This window comes from Microbulbifer sp. SAOS-129_SWC (assembly GCF_039696035.1).
Taxonomy (GTDB): domain Bacteria; phylum Pseudomonadota; class Gammaproteobacteria; order Pseudomonadales; family Cellvibrionaceae; genus Microbulbifer.
This window is the reverse complement of record NZ_CP155567.1, coordinates 3,252,057-3,269,157: the sequence shown is the minus strand read 5'-3', so window position 1 is coordinate 3,269,157 and position 17,101 is coordinate 3,252,057. Positions and strand designations below refer to the sequence as shown.

Annotated in this window: 16 protein-coding genes and 1 other RNA gene; 11 read left to right on the top strand and 6 right to left on the bottom strand. The window is 64.9% G+C overall.

What is annotated here, in order from left to right; all coding sequences use genetic code 11:
• Nucleotides 1-257: 257 nt before the first annotated feature.
• Genes hemA through ABDK11_RS14175 form a run of 4 tightly spaced genes read left to right on the top strand, consistent with a single transcriptional unit; the run spans nt 258 to nt 4,453 of the window.
• Complete coding sequence (gene hemA, locus ABDK11_RS14190) at nt 258-1,535, top strand: glutamyl-tRNA reductase (protein WP_346837170.1); 1,278 nt, start codon at nt 258-260, stop codon at nt 1,533-1,535.
• Nucleotides 1,532-2,614 (top strand): peptide chain release factor 1, encoded by a 1,083-nt coding sequence (prfA, locus tag ABDK11_RS14185; RefSeq protein ID WP_346837169.1) that lies wholly within the window; start codon nt 1,532-1,534, stop codon nt 2,612-2,614. Before hemA ends, prfA begins: the two co-directional genes overlap by 4 nt.
• 42 nt (nt 2,615-2,656) lie before the next feature.
• Entirely contained in the window at nt 2,657-3,484 is an 828-nt protein-coding gene (gene prmC, locus ABDK11_RS14180; protein WP_346837168.1) for a peptide chain release factor N(5)-glutamine methyltransferase, read from the top strand.
• 60 nt (nt 3,485-3,544) lie between these two features.
• Nucleotides 3,545-4,453, top strand: coding sequence for a cation diffusion facilitator family transporter (locus ABDK11_RS14175; protein WP_346837167.1), 909 nt, complete (start codon nt 3,545-3,547; stop codon nt 4,451-4,453).
• 94 nt (nt 4,454-4,547) lie between these two features.
• Here the strand turns inward: ABDK11_RS14175 and ABDK11_RS14170 are convergent, their stop codons facing one another.
• The gene (locus ABDK11_RS14170; protein ID WP_346837166.1) at nt 4,548-6,095 is read right to left on the bottom strand and encodes a succinylglutamate desuccinylase/aspartoacylase family protein; all 1,548 of its coding nucleotides are present in this window, start codon (nt 6,093-6,095) and stop codon (nt 4,548-4,550) included.
• Between the two features lie 123 nt (nt 6,096-6,218).
• Nucleotides 6,219-7,745 (bottom strand): MATE family efflux transporter, encoded by a 1,527-nt coding sequence (locus ABDK11_RS14165; protein ID WP_346837165.1) that lies wholly within the window; start codon nt 7,743-7,745, stop codon nt 6,219-6,221.
• A 128-nt stretch (nt 7,746-7,873) separates the two neighbouring features.
• On the opposite strand from ABDK11_RS14165, the gene rhlB reads away from it, so the two are divergent.
• Both rhlB and ABDK11_RS14155 read left to right on the top strand, forming a co-directional pair.
• The gene (gene rhlB / locus ABDK11_RS14160) at nt 7,874-9,403 is read left to right on the top strand and encodes an ATP-dependent RNA helicase RhlB (RefSeq protein WP_346837164.1); all 1,530 of its coding nucleotides are present in this window, start codon (nt 7,874-7,876) and stop codon (nt 9,401-9,403) included.
• 196 nt (nt 9,404-9,599) lie between these two features.
• Nucleotides 9,600-9,929 (top strand): hypothetical protein, encoded by a 330-nt coding sequence (locus ABDK11_RS14155; protein ID WP_346837163.1) that lies wholly within the window; start codon nt 9,600-9,602, stop codon nt 9,927-9,929.
• A gap of 60 nt (nt 9,930-9,989) precedes the next feature.
• On the opposite strand, the gene ABDK11_RS14150 is transcribed toward ABDK11_RS14155, so the two are convergent.
• The 4 genes from ABDK11_RS14150 to ABDK11_RS14135 are packed head-to-tail and all read right to left on the bottom strand — an operon-like array spanning nt 9,990 to nt 13,517.
• Nucleotides 9,990-10,574 carry a BON domain-containing protein gene (locus ABDK11_RS14150; RefSeq protein WP_346837162.1) on the bottom strand — a complete coding sequence of 195 codons (585 nt, stop codon included), beginning with the start codon at nt 10,572-10,574 and terminating at the stop codon, nt 9,990-9,992.
• Nucleotides 10,575-10,579: 5 nt separating this feature from the next.
• The gene (locus ABDK11_RS14145) at nt 10,580-11,170 is read right to left on the bottom strand and encodes an SIS domain-containing protein (RefSeq protein WP_346837161.1); all 591 of its coding nucleotides are present in this window, start codon (nt 11,168-11,170) and stop codon (nt 10,580-10,582) included.
• A 33-nt stretch (nt 11,171-11,203) separates the two neighbouring features.
• Complete coding sequence (locus ABDK11_RS14140; RefSeq protein ID WP_346837160.1) at nt 11,204-11,566, bottom strand: YraN family protein; 363 nt, start codon at nt 11,564-11,566, stop codon at nt 11,204-11,206.
• Nucleotides 11,556-13,517 (bottom strand): penicillin-binding protein activator, encoded by a 1,962-nt coding sequence (locus ABDK11_RS14135; RefSeq protein ID WP_346837159.1) that lies wholly within the window; start codon nt 13,515-13,517, stop codon nt 11,556-11,558. The genes ABDK11_RS14140 and ABDK11_RS14135 overlap by 11 nt, the downstream gene beginning before the upstream one ends.
• Before the next feature lie 50 nt (nt 13,518-13,567).
• On the opposite strand from ABDK11_RS14135, the gene rsmI reads away from it, so the two are divergent.
• The 5 genes from rsmI (at nt 13,568) to ftsL (ending at nt 17,062) form a co-directional block, all read left to right on the top strand.
• Nucleotides 13,568-14,410 (top strand): 16S rRNA (cytidine(1402)-2'-O)-methyltransferase, encoded by an 843-nt coding sequence (rsmI, locus tag ABDK11_RS14130; RefSeq protein ID WP_346837158.1) that lies wholly within the window; start codon nt 13,568-13,570, stop codon nt 14,408-14,410.
• Nucleotides 14,411-14,530: 120 nt separating this feature from the next.
• Nucleotides 14,531-14,887: RNase P RNA component class A (gene rnpB, locus ABDK11_RS14125), an RNA gene on the top strand.
• 504 nt (nt 14,888-15,391) lie between these two features.
• On the top strand, nt 15,392-15,835 hold the full coding sequence (gene mraZ, locus ABDK11_RS14120; RefSeq protein ID WP_346837157.1) for a division/cell wall cluster transcriptional repressor MraZ: 444 nt from the start codon (nt 15,392-15,394) through the stop codon (nt 15,833-15,835).
• Between the two features lie 19 nt (nt 15,836-15,854).
• Nucleotides 15,855-16,790 (top strand): 16S rRNA (cytosine(1402)-N(4))-methyltransferase RsmH, encoded by a 936-nt coding sequence (rsmH, locus tag ABDK11_RS14115; RefSeq protein ID WP_346837156.1) that lies wholly within the window; start codon nt 15,855-15,857, stop codon nt 16,788-16,790.
• Nucleotides 16,787-17,062, top strand: a complete 276-nt coding sequence (gene ftsL, locus ABDK11_RS14110; RefSeq protein WP_346837155.1) for a cell division protein FtsL — start codon at nt 16,787-16,789, stop codon at nt 17,060-17,062. Before rsmH ends, ftsL begins: the two co-directional genes overlap by 4 nt.
• The last annotated feature ends 39 nt before the right edge of the window (nt 17,063-17,101 follow it).

Sequence of the window (17,101 nt, the reverse complement as noted above, 5' to 3'; positions counted from 1 at the left end):
CGTGATTTCGACGCCGGGCCGGCGCGCGGCCGGAGCGGTGGCAACTATGCGCGTATTTAGTCACCGCTTGCACGGTGACTGAGGCTCCGGGTGCGCACGGCCGGGGGCGCTTGAACAGTGCGGTTGAAGCGCCGGAACCGGGCGCCGGCGGATCCAAAACCCGCTTCGACCTTGCAAGCGGCGCGGCCGCCACGGAAAATGCGCCTCCAAGTGCGGGCAACCGCGTCCAGAACAGTCAGTACGTCGACGGGAGCCTAATGCCAATCCTCGCCCTGGGTATCAACCACGACAGCGCACCGATCGAGGTGCGCGAGCGGGTATCCTTTGCCCCGGAAGTGATGCCCGGCGCCCTAGCGGATGCCCGCCGGGCGCTGGAGTGCCCGGAGCTGGCCATTCTGTCGACCTGCAACCGCACCGAGATCTACGCCGAAGTCGAGCCTGAGCGCCTGCTGCAGTGGCTGGCCGGCTACCACCGGGTTTCGCCGGAGCAGCTGGCCGCCTGCAGTTATCGCTACACCGGCGAAGAGGCAGTACGGCATATGATGCGGGTGGCCTGTGGACTCGACTCGCTGGTCCTGGGCGAGCCGCAGATTCTCGGCCAGATCAAATCCGCCTACGCGGTGGCGCGTGAATCCGGCAGTGTCGGCAGCCTGCTGCACAGTGTCTTCCAGCAGGTCTTTGCCGTGGCCAAGCAGGTGCGCACCGAGACCGCGATCGGCGAGAACCCGGTGTCCGTGGCCTACGCGGCGGTGTCGCTGGCATCGCGCATCTTTACCGACCTGGGTGAACAGACGGCACTGCTGATCGGTGCCGGCGAGACCATCGAGCTGGTGGCGCGCCATCTGCTGGAGCAGGGGGTCAAACAGCTGATCGTCGCCAACCGCACACTGAATCGCGCCGAGCAGCTGGCCCAGAACTTCGGTGCCGAGGCCATCCTCCTGGCGGACATCCCCGAATACCTGCCGCGCGCGGATATGGTCATCAGTTCCACCGCCAGCCAGCTGCCGATTCTGGGCAAGGGCGCGGTGGAATCCGCCCTCAAGGCGCGCCGCCACAGCCCCATGTTCATGGTGGATATCGCCGTGCCGCGGGATATCGAGCCGCAGGTGGGCCAACTCGACGACGTCTACCTGTACACCGTTGACGACCTGCGCGGCGTCATCGACGAGGGGCGGCGCTCGCGGGAGAAGGCCGCCGAGGCGGCGCACCAGATTGTCGATACCGCCGCCGCCGAATTTATGCGCGCGCGCCGCGCCCTCGGTGCCGTGGACACCATCCGCAGCTACCGGCAGCGCGCGCAGCAGATCGGCGACGCCGAACTGACGCGAGTGCTCACGCAACTGGACAAAGGGGACGACCCGCGCCGCCTGCTGGAGCAACTGGCCCGCTCCCTGACCAACAAACTGATCCACGCCCCCACGGTAAACCTCAAGCGGGCTACCGCCGAGGGCGATCTGGAGCGGCTGCGCATCGCCCGCGAAATCGTCGGCCTGGACCCGCTGCCGGAACTTGATGTAGAGAAAAAGAACGGATGAAAGACTCGGTAAGAACCAAACTGGACAACCTGGTGGAGCGCCACGAGGAAGTGTCCGCGCTGCTCGGTGATGCCGATGTGATTGGCGACCAGAACCAGTTCCGCGACCTGTCGCGGGAGTACGCCGAGCTGGAAGAGGTGGTCAAGTGTTACGGCCGCTACCGCCAGCTGCAGGAAGATATGGAGGCAGCCCGCGAAATGCTCGGCGAGAGCGACGCGGAGATGCGCGAGATGGCCGAGGAGGAACTGGCCGGCGCCGAGGCGCAGGTGGAACCGCTGGAGAGCGAGCTGCAGCGGCTGCTGTTGCCGAAAGATCCCAACGACCGCAAAAACGCCTATCTGGAAATCCGCGCCGGCACCGGCGGCGACGAGGCGGCGATCTTCTCCGGCGATCTGTTCCGCATGTACTCCCGCTACGCCGAAAAGCAGGGCTGGCGTATCGAGATCATCAGTGAAAACCCCGGTGAACACGGCGGCTACAAGGAGATCATCACCCGCGTGGCCGGTGATGATGTCTACGCCAAGCTCAAGTTCGAGTCCGGCGCGCACCGGGTGCAGCGGGTGCCGGAGACCGAATCCCAGGGCCGTATCCATACCTCCGCCTGTACCGTTGCGGTAATGCCGGAACCGGACGAGCGCGATGCCGTGGAGATCAACAAGGCCGACCTGCGCGTGGACACCTACCGCGCGTCCGGCGCCGGCGGCCAGCACGTCAACAAGACCGATTCCGCCGTGCGCCTGACCCACCTGCCGACCGGTATCGTGGTGGAGTGCCAGGACGAGCGCTCCCAGCACAAGAACCGCGCCAAGGCCATGGCGCTGCTGCAGGCCAGGCTCTCCAGCGAGCAGGAGGCGGCCGCGGCGAAAGAGATTTCCGATGCGCGCCGCAATCTCGTCGGCAGCGGCGACCGCTCCGAGCGTATCCGCACCTACAACTACCCGCAGGGCCGCGTCACCGACCACCGTATCGGCCTGACCCTGTACAAGCTCGACGAGATCATGCAGGGCGCGCTGGAAGAGGTGATCGACCCGCTGCGCACCGAGCACCAGGCCGACCAGCTGGCGGCGCTGGGGCAGTAAACGCCCGGCACCGCCGCTACCCACGATAACGGTTAATTGCGCATGAGCACGGTAAAAGAAAACCTCGCCCGCAGCGTCGCACTGGTCGACAGCGACAGTCCGCGCCTGGATGCCGAGGTGTTGCTCGGCCATGTGCTGGGACGCTCGCGCACCTGGCTGTTCACCTGGCCCGAGTACCAGCTGAACGATGCCGAGCAGGCACAGTACGACCGGCTGCTGGCGCGCCGCGCTGCCGGTGAACCGGTGGCGCACCTGACCGGCATGCGGGAATTCTGGTCGCTGCCGTTGAAGGTTGATGCCTCCACGCTGATTCCGCGCCCGGATACCGAACTGCTGGTAGAGCTGGCGCTGCAGCTGTGCCCGCAGCAGGCGTTGTGCGCGCTGGATCTCGGCACCGGCACCGGCGCCATCGCCCTGGCCCTGGCCAGCGAACGGCCGGACTGGGAGATCCTCGCCGCGGACAAGTCCGCCGACGCGGCAGCGCTGGCGGAGGAGAACCGCAGCGCGCTCGGCCTGGACAATGTACGGGTGATTCAGAGCGACTGGTTTGCACAGATACCGCCGCAGGCGTTTCAATTGATCGTCAGCAATCCGCCCTATATCGACGCCGCCGATCCGCACCTGGAGCAGGGTGATGTACGCTTTGAGCCGCGTTCGGCGCTGGTGGCGGAGGAGGCCGGCCTGGCGGATATCGAGCGTATCGCCAGGGGCAGCCGCAAGTACCTGGCCAGCGGCGGCTGGCTGCTGGTGGAGCACGGCTGGCAGCAGGCCGAGGCGGTGCGCAGGATCTTCGCCGCGGCCGGCCTGAAGCGGGTGGCCAGTCACCGCGACCTGTCCGGCTGGGAACGGGTGACGCTGGGGCGGAAATAGCCTGTGCTGACGCCGCACACCGGAATGGGGCGGCGATAGCACTGTAATCGGGGAGTCTTTATGCACGAACACGTCCACCACCGCCATGGCGGCGGTCACCTGCGCCCGCTGGTGTGGAGCCTGGTTATTACCTTTGCGTTTGCCATGGTCGAGGCAGTCGGCGGCTGGATGTCCGGCTCGCTGGCGCTACTGGGTGACGCCGGCCACATGGCCACCGACGCGCTGGCGCTGGCGCTGGGCGCGGTGGCCGCGCTGCTGGCGCAGAAGCCGGCGGACCGCGAGTTATCGTTTGGCTGGGGGCGCGCCGAGGTGCTGGCCGCCATCGTCAACGCGGTGTTCATGCTGCTGATCGTGATCGGGATCGGCATTGCCGCCATTGAGCGCTTGCGCACGCCGCAGCCGGTACACGGCGGCACGGTGATGTTGATCGCGTTGATCGGGCTGCTGGTGAATGTCGCCGTGGCCTGGGTGCTGCACCGCGGCGAGCAGACGCTGAATATCCGCGGCGCGCTGCTGCATGTGATGGGGGACCTGCTGGGTTCGGTGGCGGCGCTGATCGCCGGTGCAGTGATCTACTTTACCGGCTGGACACCGATCGACCCACTGCTGTCCCTGCTGATCTGCGTGCTGATCCTGATTTCCAGCCTGCGCCTGCTGCGCGATTCCGTCGATGTGTTGATGGAGCGGGTACCGCGGGAGCTGAGCCTGCCGGTGGTGGGTAAAACGCTGGCGGCGGTGGAGGGGGTGCGCTCGGTACACGACCTGCATATCTGGCGCCTCGACTCCAGCACCATTTCCCTGTCCGCACATATCGTCGTCGATGACCTGCAGGCCTGGTCGGGAGTGCTGGAGCGGCTGCGTGAGACACTGATCAAGCGCTTCGATATCGACCACATTACGCTGCAGCCGGAGCCACTCGATCATCACTCGGCGGTGGAAATTATCGACCGGGTCAGCGATCGCGACTGAGCCCGGAATTGCCGCGTCCTGCTCCGCTAGTTGCGCCGGCCCTCCGTGGCCGGACTCGCGCGGGCAACTGAAACAGAATTAACCACACGGCCCACTAGTCTTCGTCGCTGCCGCTGTCGGCGGGCGTCAGCTCTTCCTCTGTTGTCGGCGCCGGGGCATCCCCGGCGGGTTCGTCCGCTGCGGCATCGCTGTCCGCGGGTTGTTCTGCGGCACTTTCGACTTTGCTTTCCGCAGTCACTTCCTCGGGCGGGCTGATCTGTTCCTGCGGCGCCTGGATACCGATGTGATAAGCGGCAAAACCGGGTTGCACCACCTGGTTCATGGCCATGCCGAGGATGCGACCGTTGTATTTGGAGCGGATCTCGGTGCGCACATTGGTGATCGGGTTGGTAACCGTGCCGAGCAGGTCCCCTTTACTGACCGATGCCCCCAGTTTCACCTTGCTGAAGATGATGCCGCCGGTGGTCGCGCGCTGCCAGGTAGCGTTGTAGTAAACCGGCTCCGGGTCCCCCCACAGGCGGAACTTGCTCACCATATCCAGCTGGTTCAGCAGCGTGCGGATGCCCTTGACGCTGTGGCTCACCGAAGCCTCGTCCAGCACCATCGGTGCTCCGGCCTCCAGCGTAACCGTGGGGATGCCAGCGGCGACCGCGGCGCGGCGCAGGGTGCCCTTGGCGCCCTCGCTGTGCATTACCACGGTAGAGCCAAAGCCCTTGGTCAGCTTGACCACCTTGGGGTTGCGCAGGTCGCCGCGCAGCTGCGGCAGGTTGGTGCGATAGAAAGAACCGGTGTGCAGGTCGACCACCGCGTTGCAGTGCAGGATCACTTCGTGGAAAAACGAGTAGGCGATACGCGCCGCCGACGAGCCGTCCGGGTAGCCGGGGAAATAGCGGTTCAGGTCGCGGCGGTCGGTCAGGTAGCGGGATCCGCGGTGGAAACCCTGCAGGTTGACGATCGGGACACCGATCACTGCGCCATGCAGTTTTTCCTTATCCAGGTTGTACATGACCCGGCGTACCGTCTCGATCCCATTCAGCTCATCGCCGTGAATCGCCGCGGTCAGGCACAGGGTCGGCCCCGGGTGAGCGCCGTTCACCACCAGCACCGCGGTAGAGCTGTAGACACCCTCGAAGTGCTGGGTCGGCGACCAGGCCAGGCGGGTGGAGGTGGCCGGCGGTACCTCGGCACCGAGCAGGCGCAGCGGTTTGGCCGTGTCCCCGCTGCTTTTGTCCGCCGCGCTGTCTTGCGCCGCGGTGTCTGTCGCCGTCGTATCCCCGCTCGCGCCGTTGTCCGTTGCCGCCGCGTCCGGTTTTGTGGGGGTGTTTTTGCCGGCCGCGGCAGCGGGTTTGTGCGCTTTCTGCGCGGTGCTGGCATCCGGCTCGGGCAGCGGCTGGTCCAGCTGCAGGTTTTCCGCCTTGGGCATCGGCTGCTGCGGCTCCGCAGCGGGCTGCTTCTGCGCCGGCTCCCTGGTGGCCGGGGCTTCCATCGGCAGATCCAGCTGCAGGTTCTCGGCCTTCGGCACCGGCTTTTTGGTCGTTTTTGACGGCTCTTCCTGATTCTGTGCCAGGACCTGGCCGGAGAGAAGCAGCAGGGCGATACACAAAAGGCGGCGAGGCGGGCTCAGTGGCGAGCTCGAAATCATGCAGTGGCTCCAGTGGATAATGATTTTGGGGAGGTCCCAGAAGGTATGAGCGCGATTATAGCGAAAGCGTTCCCTGGAGATTGCGAACTGGCAGGCGATTGGGGAGACCGGTGCGGCCGCCGGTCAGTTCGCGAAGCCGCGTCTGCGCGCTGGTGTGAACGCCAGCGCGCGCCCGCTGGTGCGCCACAGGCGCAGGCCCAGCAGGACTGCGGCGGTGCCGAGACCGAGACAGATGCCCACCCAGTAGCCGTAGACCCCCCAGTACTGCTCGCCCAGCCAGCGCGCGCAGATCAGCCCCACCAGCCAGTAGGAGAACAGTTGCATGATCATCGGCACACGGGTGTCGCGGTAGCCGCGCAGCGCGCCCCAGGTCATCGCCTGGGCCACATCCACCAGCTGGAAGGCGGCGCACAGCAGCAGCAGGTTGGTGGCGACGGCGATGATATCGGCGTTGCCGGTATAGGCCAGTACAAATGGGTGGCGCAGGGTGATCAGTACAACGCCGGTCACCGCTGCATAGGCGATGCCGCTACCGACCCCTACCAGACTGGTGAAGCGCGCCCGGCGCGGCCGCCCCTGGCCGAGCAGCTGGGCCACGCGGATACTCAGCGCCTGTGCCAGCGCCAGCGCCACGAGATAGAAAATGGAGCCGACATTCAGGCCGATCTGGTGCGCGGCGACGATGGTGGCGCCGTACGGCGCGAGGAGGATCGTCAGGCTGGCGAAGAAGGTCACCTCGCTGCCGGCGCCGACACAGATCGGCAGGCCCACTGCCAGCAGGTGTCGCTGGGTCGGCCAGTGGGGCCGCGGCGGTAACAGTTTCAGCTGCAGGGCGCGGTAGGCCGGATCGTGGCCCGCATGCCAGAACAGCGCTGCGGCAATGGAGGTGCTCACCAGCGCTGTGGCCCAGCCGCAGCCGGCGCCGCCCATAGCCGGAATCGGCCCGGCGCCGAACACCAGCAGGATATCCAGCGGTATGTTGAGAGCCGCCGCCGCCAGGTAGATACGCATGACCGGCCGCACCTGTCCCATACCCTCGCAGTAGCCGCGCAGGGCCGTGCCGATCGCAAACGGCAGCGTGCCGGTCGCCAGTGCCAGCAGGTACTGCTGCAGTACCCGGCGCACCGGTTCCTCGGTGTCGATCCACTGGCTCCACCAGGGGGTAGCCAGCAGTGCCGCGACCACTGCCAGCCCGCCGACCAGCGCGATCCAGGTGGCCTGTTGCAGTTGTTGCGCACAGCCCGTCTCGTCGCGGGCACCGCGCAGGTGGGCGACGATGGGGGACAACGCGGCCAGCAATCCCATCAGCGCGACGGCGCACACCGACCAGATACTGGCGCCCAGCGCCAGGCCGGCCAGGTCCACCCCGCCGGCGCGACCGGCGACGATGGTGTCGGTGACGCCCATGCTGACCACCGCCAGGTTGCTGGCTACCAGCGGGCCGCCCAGCGTGGCTAGGCGCGAGAGTTCGGTGCCGGTGGCGCGTTTGTACAGCTTGATCATCGGTGGCATGGGTCTGCAGCAGTCGGGGTTCACCCCACTGTAGCGGGGAAAAGCGGCGGCATTATGGCGGGCACTGGCAGCGGCATCAATGGTCGTCACCAGCGCCGGAGGGCCGCGATCCCGGGCGGCGCGGCGGGTGGCAAACATTTACCCCCTTTAGATGATATACTCGCCGATTATTTCACCTTTACCGGCTGTGGTGCCCGCTCCGCGGGGCCCTCCCGGCATCCGGCCGCGCCCCGGCGCGACTGTGAGCACGAAAGCGAGTATTGCACTTGATAGGAAAGTTGTTTCGCCGTTCTTCCGACAACTCTGACGAGCCGCGCCCGGAATCCACCGAGCCGCGCGCGTCCAAATCCGCCGGAGGCAGCGAGTCCCCGGCACCGGACGGCGGTGAGCGCCGCAGCGGCAAGGGTCGCCAGCACGGCCGCCGCGGAGGTGGCAGTCAGCGGGAAGGCAGTCAGCGTGAAAAGAGCAGCAGCCGCTCGCAGAAGGCCGCACCCTGGTCCCTGGACCAGTTCCCGGTGCCGGAGCAGGAAGGCAAGGTGCGTTTCCACGACCTGGATCTGCCGCTGCCGCTGATGCATGCCATTGCCGACCTGGGTTTCCAGTACAGCTCGCCGATCCAGGGCCGCTCCCTGCCGCACACGCTGAACGGCCACGACCTGGTGGGCAAGGCGCAGACCGGTACCGGCAAGACCGCCGCCTTCCTGATCACTATTATCGACGACCTGCTCAAGAATCCGTTTGAGGGCGAGCGTTATGCCGGCGAGGCGCGCACACTGATCATTGCACCGACCCGCGAGCTGGTCATGCAGATCGCCGACGACGCCAAGGCCCTGTGTAAGTACACCGACCTGGAAATCCACACGCTGGTCGGCGGCATGGACTACCAGAAGCAGCAGCGCAACCTGAATGAGCGCCTGGTGGACATCCTGGTGGCGACACCTGGCCGCCTGCTGGATTTCGCCAGCAATCGCGATTGCTATCTCGACCAGGTGGAAATCCTGGTGATCGACGAGGCCGACCGCATGCTGGATATGGGCTTCATTCCGCAGGTGCGCCGTATCGTGCGCCAGACCCCGCGCAAGACGCACCGCCAGACCATGTTCTTCTCAGCCACCTTCACCCCGGAAGTCGACACGCTGGTAGAGCAGTGGACCGAAGAGCCGGTCATCGTCGAGATCGAACCGGAGCGGGTGGCCACCGACAGCGTCGACCAGCACGTTTACCTGGCAGCCAGTGATGAGAAATACGCGCTGCTCTACAACATCCTGCAGAGCGATGAAGTCGAGAGCCTGATCGTGTTCGCCAACCGCCGCGACCAGTGTCGCCGCCTGTTCGAGCATCTGGAGGCGCACGGCTTCAAGGTCGGGTTGCTGTCCGGTGAGGTCGCGCAGAACAAGCGTGTGCGTACCCTCGACGACTTCAAGAATGGCCGCACCCGGGTGCTGGTGGCTACCGATGTGGCCGGCCGCGGTATCCATATCGATGGCATCAGCCACGTGGTGAACTTCACCCTGCCGGAGGAGCCGGAGGATTATGTGCACCGCATCGGTCGTACCGGCCGTGCCGGCAAGACCGGTACCTCGATCAGCTTCGCCTGTGAAGATGACGCCATGCGCCTGGAGCCGATCGAGAAGCTACTGGGCACCAAGCTGAATTGCGAAGTGCCACCGGAAGCGCTGCTGGTACAGCCGCCCGTGGTGAAGGTCAAGCGCAGCGGCGGTTCCGGCTCCGGCGGGGACCGGCGCGGTCGCCGCGGCGGAAGCGGCGGCGGTGGCGGGCGACGCCCCAGACACTGATAGCGAAAACGCGGGCTGTGCCCGCGTTTTTTATTGATTAAACGTTTAGTCTCAACAGGCAGTGGAAAAAGCCCTTCAGGGCTAGTTTACTAAGGGTTGTTAGACTTATTTCACGTGCCGGGAAGGGGTTTCCGGCGAAGTAGGACAGGGATCGTGCCTCCAGATTACAGGACAACGGCGGAATAAGATCGACGCGATGCGCACCCTTCACCTGCATATCGGCCTGCACAAGACCGGCACCAGTTCGTTGCAACTGGCGCTCAAGCGGCGTCAATCCACGTTGATGGCGCAGGGAGTGGAGTTTGCCTGCCTGGGTAAGAAGGGCAATTCCTCCGGTGCCATTGAGGTGTGCGACAGCGATACGGGACTCGCCTTCCATCTCAGTGATCGCTTCGAGGCCATGCCCGCGCTCGGCCGTGGCGGGCAGCAGGATTTGATCCGTTGCCTGCAGCAAACCGCGGCACTGAGCCCGCACAAAAAGTCATGGCTGGACGCGCTGCGCCGCAGCAAGCGTAAGGGCCGCTGAGCGGCATAAAAAACGGAGGCCGGGCCTCCGTTTTCTGGCTTTGCGTTTCGGCCGAGTGGCTCAGTCGATATATTCCACCGCTTTCACCACCTTCTGCACACCGCCGATACTGCGCGTCACATCCGCGGCGCGCTCGGCTTCGGCGCGCGTCAGCAGGCCCATCAGGTAGATGACCCCGTTTTCGGTCACCACCTTGATGCGGCCGCTGTCGATTTCCTTGTTGGCCAGCAACACGCTTTTGACCTTGGTGGTGAGCCAGGCATCACTGCTGCTCGCCAGCATCGAGATATTGCCGCGCACCTGGACCTCGTTATAGACCTGGCGCACGTTCTGCACCTGCTGTGCGGTGCGCCCGGCCAGCAGGCGCAGTTCACTGCTGGGGGCCTGGCCGGTCAGTAACACTACGCCATTGAACACATTGACGTGGATGTTGGCATTCTTCAGGTCCGGGTGGGCCTTGTTGATGTTGACCTCGGTGATGGTCTGGATTTTCTCGTCGTCCAGGTAGGTCCCGAGGGAGCGCTGGCCGGGGTCCTGCTGGATTGGACCGTTGTGGGTGGCTTCCAGCACGGTGCTGCAGCCGCCCAGGGCGCCGCACAGGGCAAGGGCAATGATCAGGCGGTTATTGGTCAATAGTTTTAGCATCGGGTTCAGTCCTCGTAGCCACCGAACAAACTGCTGTCGATCAGGTCGCACAGGCAGAAAATGGTTAACAGGTGCACTTGATGTACTTCTGCTGCGACTTCCGAAGGCACACGGAGTTCAATATCGTGCGTGTCGAGCAGTGCGGCGCAGTCGCCGCCGTCGCCACCGGTCAGGGCGAGAATGCCCATATCGCGGTCGCGCGCGGCGCGCATTGCCTGTACCAGGTTGGAGTCGCGGCCGTCGCTGCTGAGAATCACCAGCAGGTCACCGGGTTGGCCGAGGGCGCGCACCGGCTGGGCAAAAGTCTCCGCGCGACCGTGGTTGCGCGCAACAGTGCCGGTGGTGATACCGTCGCTGCACAGCGCGATAGCCGGCAGGCCCGGGCGCTCACGCTGGAAACCGCCCATCAGCTGTGAGCAAAAGCTCTGCGCCAGCGCGCTGCTGACGCCGTTGCCACACAACAGCAGCTTGTTCTCCGCCAGCAGTGTGTGCACGATCATCTCGCTCGCTTCTGCCACCAGGGGAGCCAGTATCTCGCCGGCATTCATGGTGGCCTCGAGGCTGTGGTGAAAAAGTGTTACGACTCGCTGTTCCATTCAATCCTTATTCCGGGCGCGCAACAGTGCGCCCTAATCGCTACCAAATGCATTGGTGATCCACTGAATGTTGTCCGCGCTGCCCTCGATGGCGACGACATCGAAGCGGCAGGGGCAATCCTGTTTGTACTGCTGCAGATAGGTCTCCGCAGCGGCCAGCAGCTTGCGCTGCTTGCGCCCATCTACCGTAGCGCCGGCGCCGCCGAAATGGCGGTGGCGGCGAAAGCGCACCTCGACGAAGACGAGGGTTTTGCCATCGCGCGCGATCAGGTCGATCTCGCCGCGGCGGCAGCGGTAGTTGCGCGCTTCAATGCGCAGACCGGCGCGCTGCAGGTGGACCGCGGCGGCGGCCTCCATCTGCGCGCCGATACCGGCGCTGTCCGGGTTAGAAGGCACGGCCGTCGGTCAGCCCCAGCGGTTCCCCGGTCGGCCCGTCGGCCGGCTCTTCGCGCTGCGGCGGCGGGGCGACGGCACCGGTAATCGGCACCGGTGCGCCCTTGTCGATCTGCGCCCACATCTGCTCGCGCACGATGCGGCCGTCTGCCGTCAGGCTCAGGGAGCCGGTCAGGCCGTGTACCCGCTGTTGCGGGAACTGCTGCAGCATCGGCAGCCGCGGGTAGAGCCGGAAGGCATCGGCACCCAGCGCGTACAGGCGCGCGAAAGCTGGCGCCGGCGAGGCCTGCCGCTCGATATTGCGCTTGGTGATGTTGTCATTTTCAAACAGCCACGGCAGTGCGGTAAAGCGAATGCCGTTCATATCGCGGTCGCGACTCGGATTGACAGTGCCCTCGAACACCTGCGAGGTGGCGTAGATGGGCAGGTCGCCGGCGTAGAAAAAGGTCAGCATCGGGTTGATCTGCCGCGCCTGCCGCGGCTGCGCGGCGATAAAGACCATGTCCACGTCATCGCGGCGGCGCGGAGTGAATTTCAGCGGAGCGGCCAGCTTGCGCCGCAGCGCGCTCTCGCGGCCTTTGCTCTCCGGGATCAGCAGCGCGTCGCTGACCAGTTTGGAGAAGTTGCTGTTGCCGTAGAAAGTGCGGCTCAGGGTGATGCTGCCGCCGAGGCGTTGCCATTCGTCGCGGAACGCTTCGGCACTGCGTTGGCCCCAGCTGGCATCACTGGTCAGCACCAGCGCCTGGCGGTGGCCCTGCAGGTAGGCGTGTCGGGCCACCTGGCGCGCTTCGTCTTCGACCGCGAGGCCGAACTGCACCAGGTCGCCGGTGAGATGGCCACCCTCGTCACTGGCATAGTTGAGCGCCAGGGTGGGTACCGGCAGTTTTTCGGTGGCAACCAGGTTGGCCACTTTGTGCTTGTCCAGCGGGCCGATAACAGCCTGGGCCCCGGCGTCCACGGCGCTCTGGTAGATCTCGGCAAACGGGCGCTCGCTGCCGGTATCGTAGACCTTGACCTCGGGTGCCGGGGCACCGGCCTGCAGCGAGGTGTAGTAGGCGGCCATAAAGCCGTCGCGAATGGCGCGTCCGGCACTGCCTAGCGGGCCGGACAGTGGCAGCAGCAGGGCGACGTGGTCGGCGCGCTGATTGGCCAGGTGTTCCAGCAACTGCAGGGCCTGCGGCGGGTGCCGGGTGGCGCTGTGGTTGGGCCACTGCTGGCGCCAGCGGCTCAGCGCAGTCAGCTGTGAGCTGATGTCGGCCTGGGTATCGCGTCCCAGCAGCGCCAGCTGGTACCAGCCGCGCATCTGGGAGTCTTTGCTCTCCTCGGCGCGCAATTGCAGCTCGCCGGACGACAGCTGCGTGAGCAGCTGCCAGAAGCCGTCATTGTTGGCGGCGATATCGGCATCGGACTGGGCCAGGCTGGCGATCTGGCGGCGCTCGGCGATGGCGCTGTCGAGGTTGCCGAGCAGGCCCCAGAGATTGGCGCGCAGGCTGCGCAGCGGCAGCGCAGTGTCTGCCGGCAGCTGCTGCCAGACGTGGTCGAGGCGCGGTGCCGTGGCCAGGTCCAGTGCACGGAAAAAATCGTCGTTGTCGGCCAGCAGGCTGCCGTACACTTCGGCGTACTGGGCGTACTGGGTATCGTTCAGTTGCTGCGGCTGGATTTGCACCGCGGCCTGCTCGGCGGTCGCCTTATCGCCCAGCTTGTATAGAATGGCGGCCGCCTGCAGGCGCTGTTGGTCGCGCTCCGGTGACTGGGCCGTTTCGGCAGCTTGCAACAAGCGCACAGCGGTGGCACGGTCGGCGCGCTGGGCGCCGGCCTGTACCGGTTGCTGCATATCCGGTTGGGGGGCCTGGGTCTGGCAAGCGGCCAGGGCCAGGGCCAGGGCGCTGGCGGCGAGCCTGCTGAGCATCGGGGCTGCGCGCCGCATGGAGCTGCGCCGGGTCAGGGCGGGCATAATATTCTCCCGTAAAACTTAAATCTTATTGGAACCTGGGGTCGTGAACTATGGGGCTGGATCAGGCACTGCTTTATATCGTTGCCACGCCGATTGGTAATCTGGCCGATATGGTACCGCGAGCGATCGAAGTTCTACAATGCGCCGATTTGGTTGCGGCAGAGGACACGCGTCACAGTCAGCGCCTTTTTTCCCATTTCAGCATCGATACGCCGCTGATGGCGTACCACGACCACTCGGACGACCGGCGCACCGGGCAGATACTGGAGCGTCTGGAGCAGGGCCAGACAGTGGCGCTCATTTCCGATGCGGGCACGCCGCTGATCTCCGATCCGGGCTACAGGCTGGTGCGTGAGGCACGCGCGCGCGGCATCAAGGTGGTGCCGGTTCCCGGCGCCTGCGCGTTTACCGCGGCCCTCAGCGCCGCCGGTCTGCCCAGTGACCGTTTCAGCTTCGAGGGTTTCCTGCCGGCCAAGGCGGGCGCGCGCGAAAAGGCGCTGCAGGCGTTGGCCGGCGATCCGCATACCCTGATCTTCTACGAGGCGCCGCACCGGGTGCTGGACACACTGGAGGCGATGGCGCAGGTGTTCGGCGGCAAGCGTGAGGCGGTGATCGCGCGCGAGCTGACCAAGGCCTTTGAGACTATCCACCTGGCGCCGCTGGCGGAACTGGCGGAGTGGGTGCGCGCGGATTCCAATCAGCAGCGCGGGGAAATCGTGCTGCTGGTACGTGGCGCCGAGCGCGAGCGCAGCGGCGAGCTGGATGCAGAGGCTGAGCGGGTCATGAAATTGCTGCTGGCCGAGCTGCCGCCCAAACGCGCCGCGGCCCTGGCGGCCGAAATCACCGGGGTGAACAAGAAGGTGTTGTACAACTGGAGCCTGGGGCAGAAGTAGGGTGCGCCGTGCGCACCTTTGGCGCGACTTCAGTGGGTTCGCAAGTTTCGGGGGGTACGTGGGTGTCTATCTAACGTCATTGGTCTTGCTTTCCCCTGCGTGCGTCATTACTCTTCGCGCCGAGCTGGCCGGGCAATCGCTGTTTCTCTTCGGAGGGATGGAGGAAAGTCCGGGCTCCATAGGGTGGGACGCCAGGTAACGCCTGGGGGGCGCGAGCCTACGGAAAGTGCAGCAGAGAGTAGACCGCCGATGGCCTGTTCGCAGGCACAGGTAAGGGTGAAAGGGTGCGGTAAGAGCGCACCGCGCGGCTGGTAACAGTCCGCGGCATGGTAAACCCCGTCCGGAGCAAGACCAAATAGGCCCTCTATAGGTGTGACCCGCACCGAGGGCGGGTAGGTCGCTTGAGGTGTGTGGCGACATACATCCCAGATGAATGATTGTCCTCGACAGAACCCGGCTTACAGGCCAGCTCTTTTTCTTCCCTCGCCCGCGCCGCTGCTGAACCAGTGGGCGCAATTCGCCTCTTTGCCCCTCCCGCTTGCGTCAGCCTTGTGGAGTCTTGCGCCAAGCGCCTCATTTTGTGTTAGCGTCCGCTAACAATTTCCAAATCAATCCGGTGGCTCGCAAAGTTAAAGTACTATCTCAACATCAATAAGTAAGTGCTTGCTTCATTTTGTAATTTTACCGCCGGGTTCTGTTCATTAATTGTGCTGCCTGCTCTGAAGACCGCGAATTTACTGGGATTTCGCGGCAGTTTGCCGTTGATTTCCTTGACTTTACCCGGGTCAGATTTATAGTGTCGGAAGTGGAGAAAAGTGGAATTTTGTGGGTTTTCGTGGTTTGTCTGTGGTTGTGAGTGGGTAGTTACACCGCTGCAGATGAAAATTGCGCAAAAGTTATCCAGGGTGGTGCGCACTTCCGCGCGACTGAGCAAGCGCTCTCGGCCAACAAATCGGGCAATCCCAGCCAATCGGGTAAACAGTGTATCTAGGCAGCCACGCAATCAATATGGACGCCAAGGGGCGTCTGGCCATTCCGGCGCGTGTTCGCGACACGCTGCTGGAGGATTGCGCTGGGCGCCTGGTGGTCACGGCGCACACCGAAGAGCGCTGCCTGCTGGTTTACCCGGAACCCCAGTGGCAGGAGATCCTGCCCAAAATCGAGGCGTTGTCGAGCTTCAATAAAGTGGCGCGCCGCGCCCAGCGGCTGTTGATCGGTTACGCCTGTGAGCTGCAGGTGGACGGCAACGGCCGCGTGTTGATTCCACCGACCCTGCGCGAATACGCCGGTCTGGAAAAGAAGCTGATGTTGGTGGGGCAGGGCAAGAAACTGGAACTGTGGAGCGAAGAGGGCTGGATGGCCTGGCTCGACGATAGTGAGGGCGAGGGCGAGATGCCGGAGGAGATGGCTTCGCTGTCGCTGTAAACAAAGGAGAGGACACAGGGTGTCTCAAGAACTGCATCGCAGTGTGTTATTGCGCGAGGCCGTGGACGCCCTGGTCACCGATCCGGGCGGTTTTTATATCGACGGCACTTTCGGCCGCGGCGGCCACAGTGCGGCGATCCTGGAGCGCCTCGACGAGCGCGGGCGCCTGCTGGCGGTGGACAAGGATCCCGAGGCGGTGGCCTATGCGCGCGAACGATTCGCCGGCGATGAGCGCTTTTCGATCTGGCACGGCTCTTTCGCCGACATAGACCGCGCCGCGACCGAGCAGGCCGGTGCGGTCAACGGCATCCTGCTGGATCTCGGTGTGTCGTCGCCGCAACTGGATCAGGCCGAGCGCGGCTTCAGCTTTATGCAGGACGGCCCGCTGGATATGCGCATGGACACCAGCCGCGGTATCAGCGCCGCGGACTGGGTCAACAGCGAGGCGGAAGCGGAGCTGGCGCGGGTCTTCAAAGAATATGGCGAAGAGCGTTTCGCCCGCCGTATGGCCGCCGCCATCGTGCGGCGCCGGGTGGAAAGGCCGTTTGCCCGCACGCTGGATCTGGCGGAGGTGGTCAAGGCGGCGAACCCGGCGTGGGAGAAAGGCAAACATCCGGCGACGCGGGTATTCCAGGCGATTCGCATCCATATCAATGGCGAGCTGGAAGACCTGGTGCAGGCGCTGGACAAGTCGCTGGCACTGCTCGCCCCCGGCGGGCGCCTGGTGGTGATCAGCTTCCATTCGCTCGAGGATCGGCTGGTCAAGCGCTTCATCCGCCAGCAGGAGCGCGGCCCGCAGTTGCCGCGCGGCCTGCCGGTGATGGACAGCGACATTGCCAAAACGCTGCGCTCGGTGGGCAAGGCGGTCAAGGCTGAAGCAGGGGAAGTTGGTGACAACGTGCGCTCGCGCAGTGCAGTGATGCGAGTGGCGGAAAAGCTCGGGGCGGCCCGTTGAGCGGCAGGCGGCGACTGATCATTGCCGTGTTGTGGCTGGCGGCGATGGCCTCGGCGCTGTCGGTGGTCTACACCACCCAGCGCAGCCGCGAGTTGACCGCGCAGCTGATGGCGGCGCAGAAAACCCGCGATGATTTGCGCTTCGAGCAGGAGCGCCTGCTGCTGGAAAAGGGCGCCTGGTCGGCCTACAGCCGTATCGAAAAGACGGCGCGGGAAAAGCTGAAGATGCACGTGCCGGGGCCGGATGAGCGGATTCTGGTGCCGGATAACTGAAGTCGTTTAAACACCGTAAAAGAAGATAAGCAGAACAGG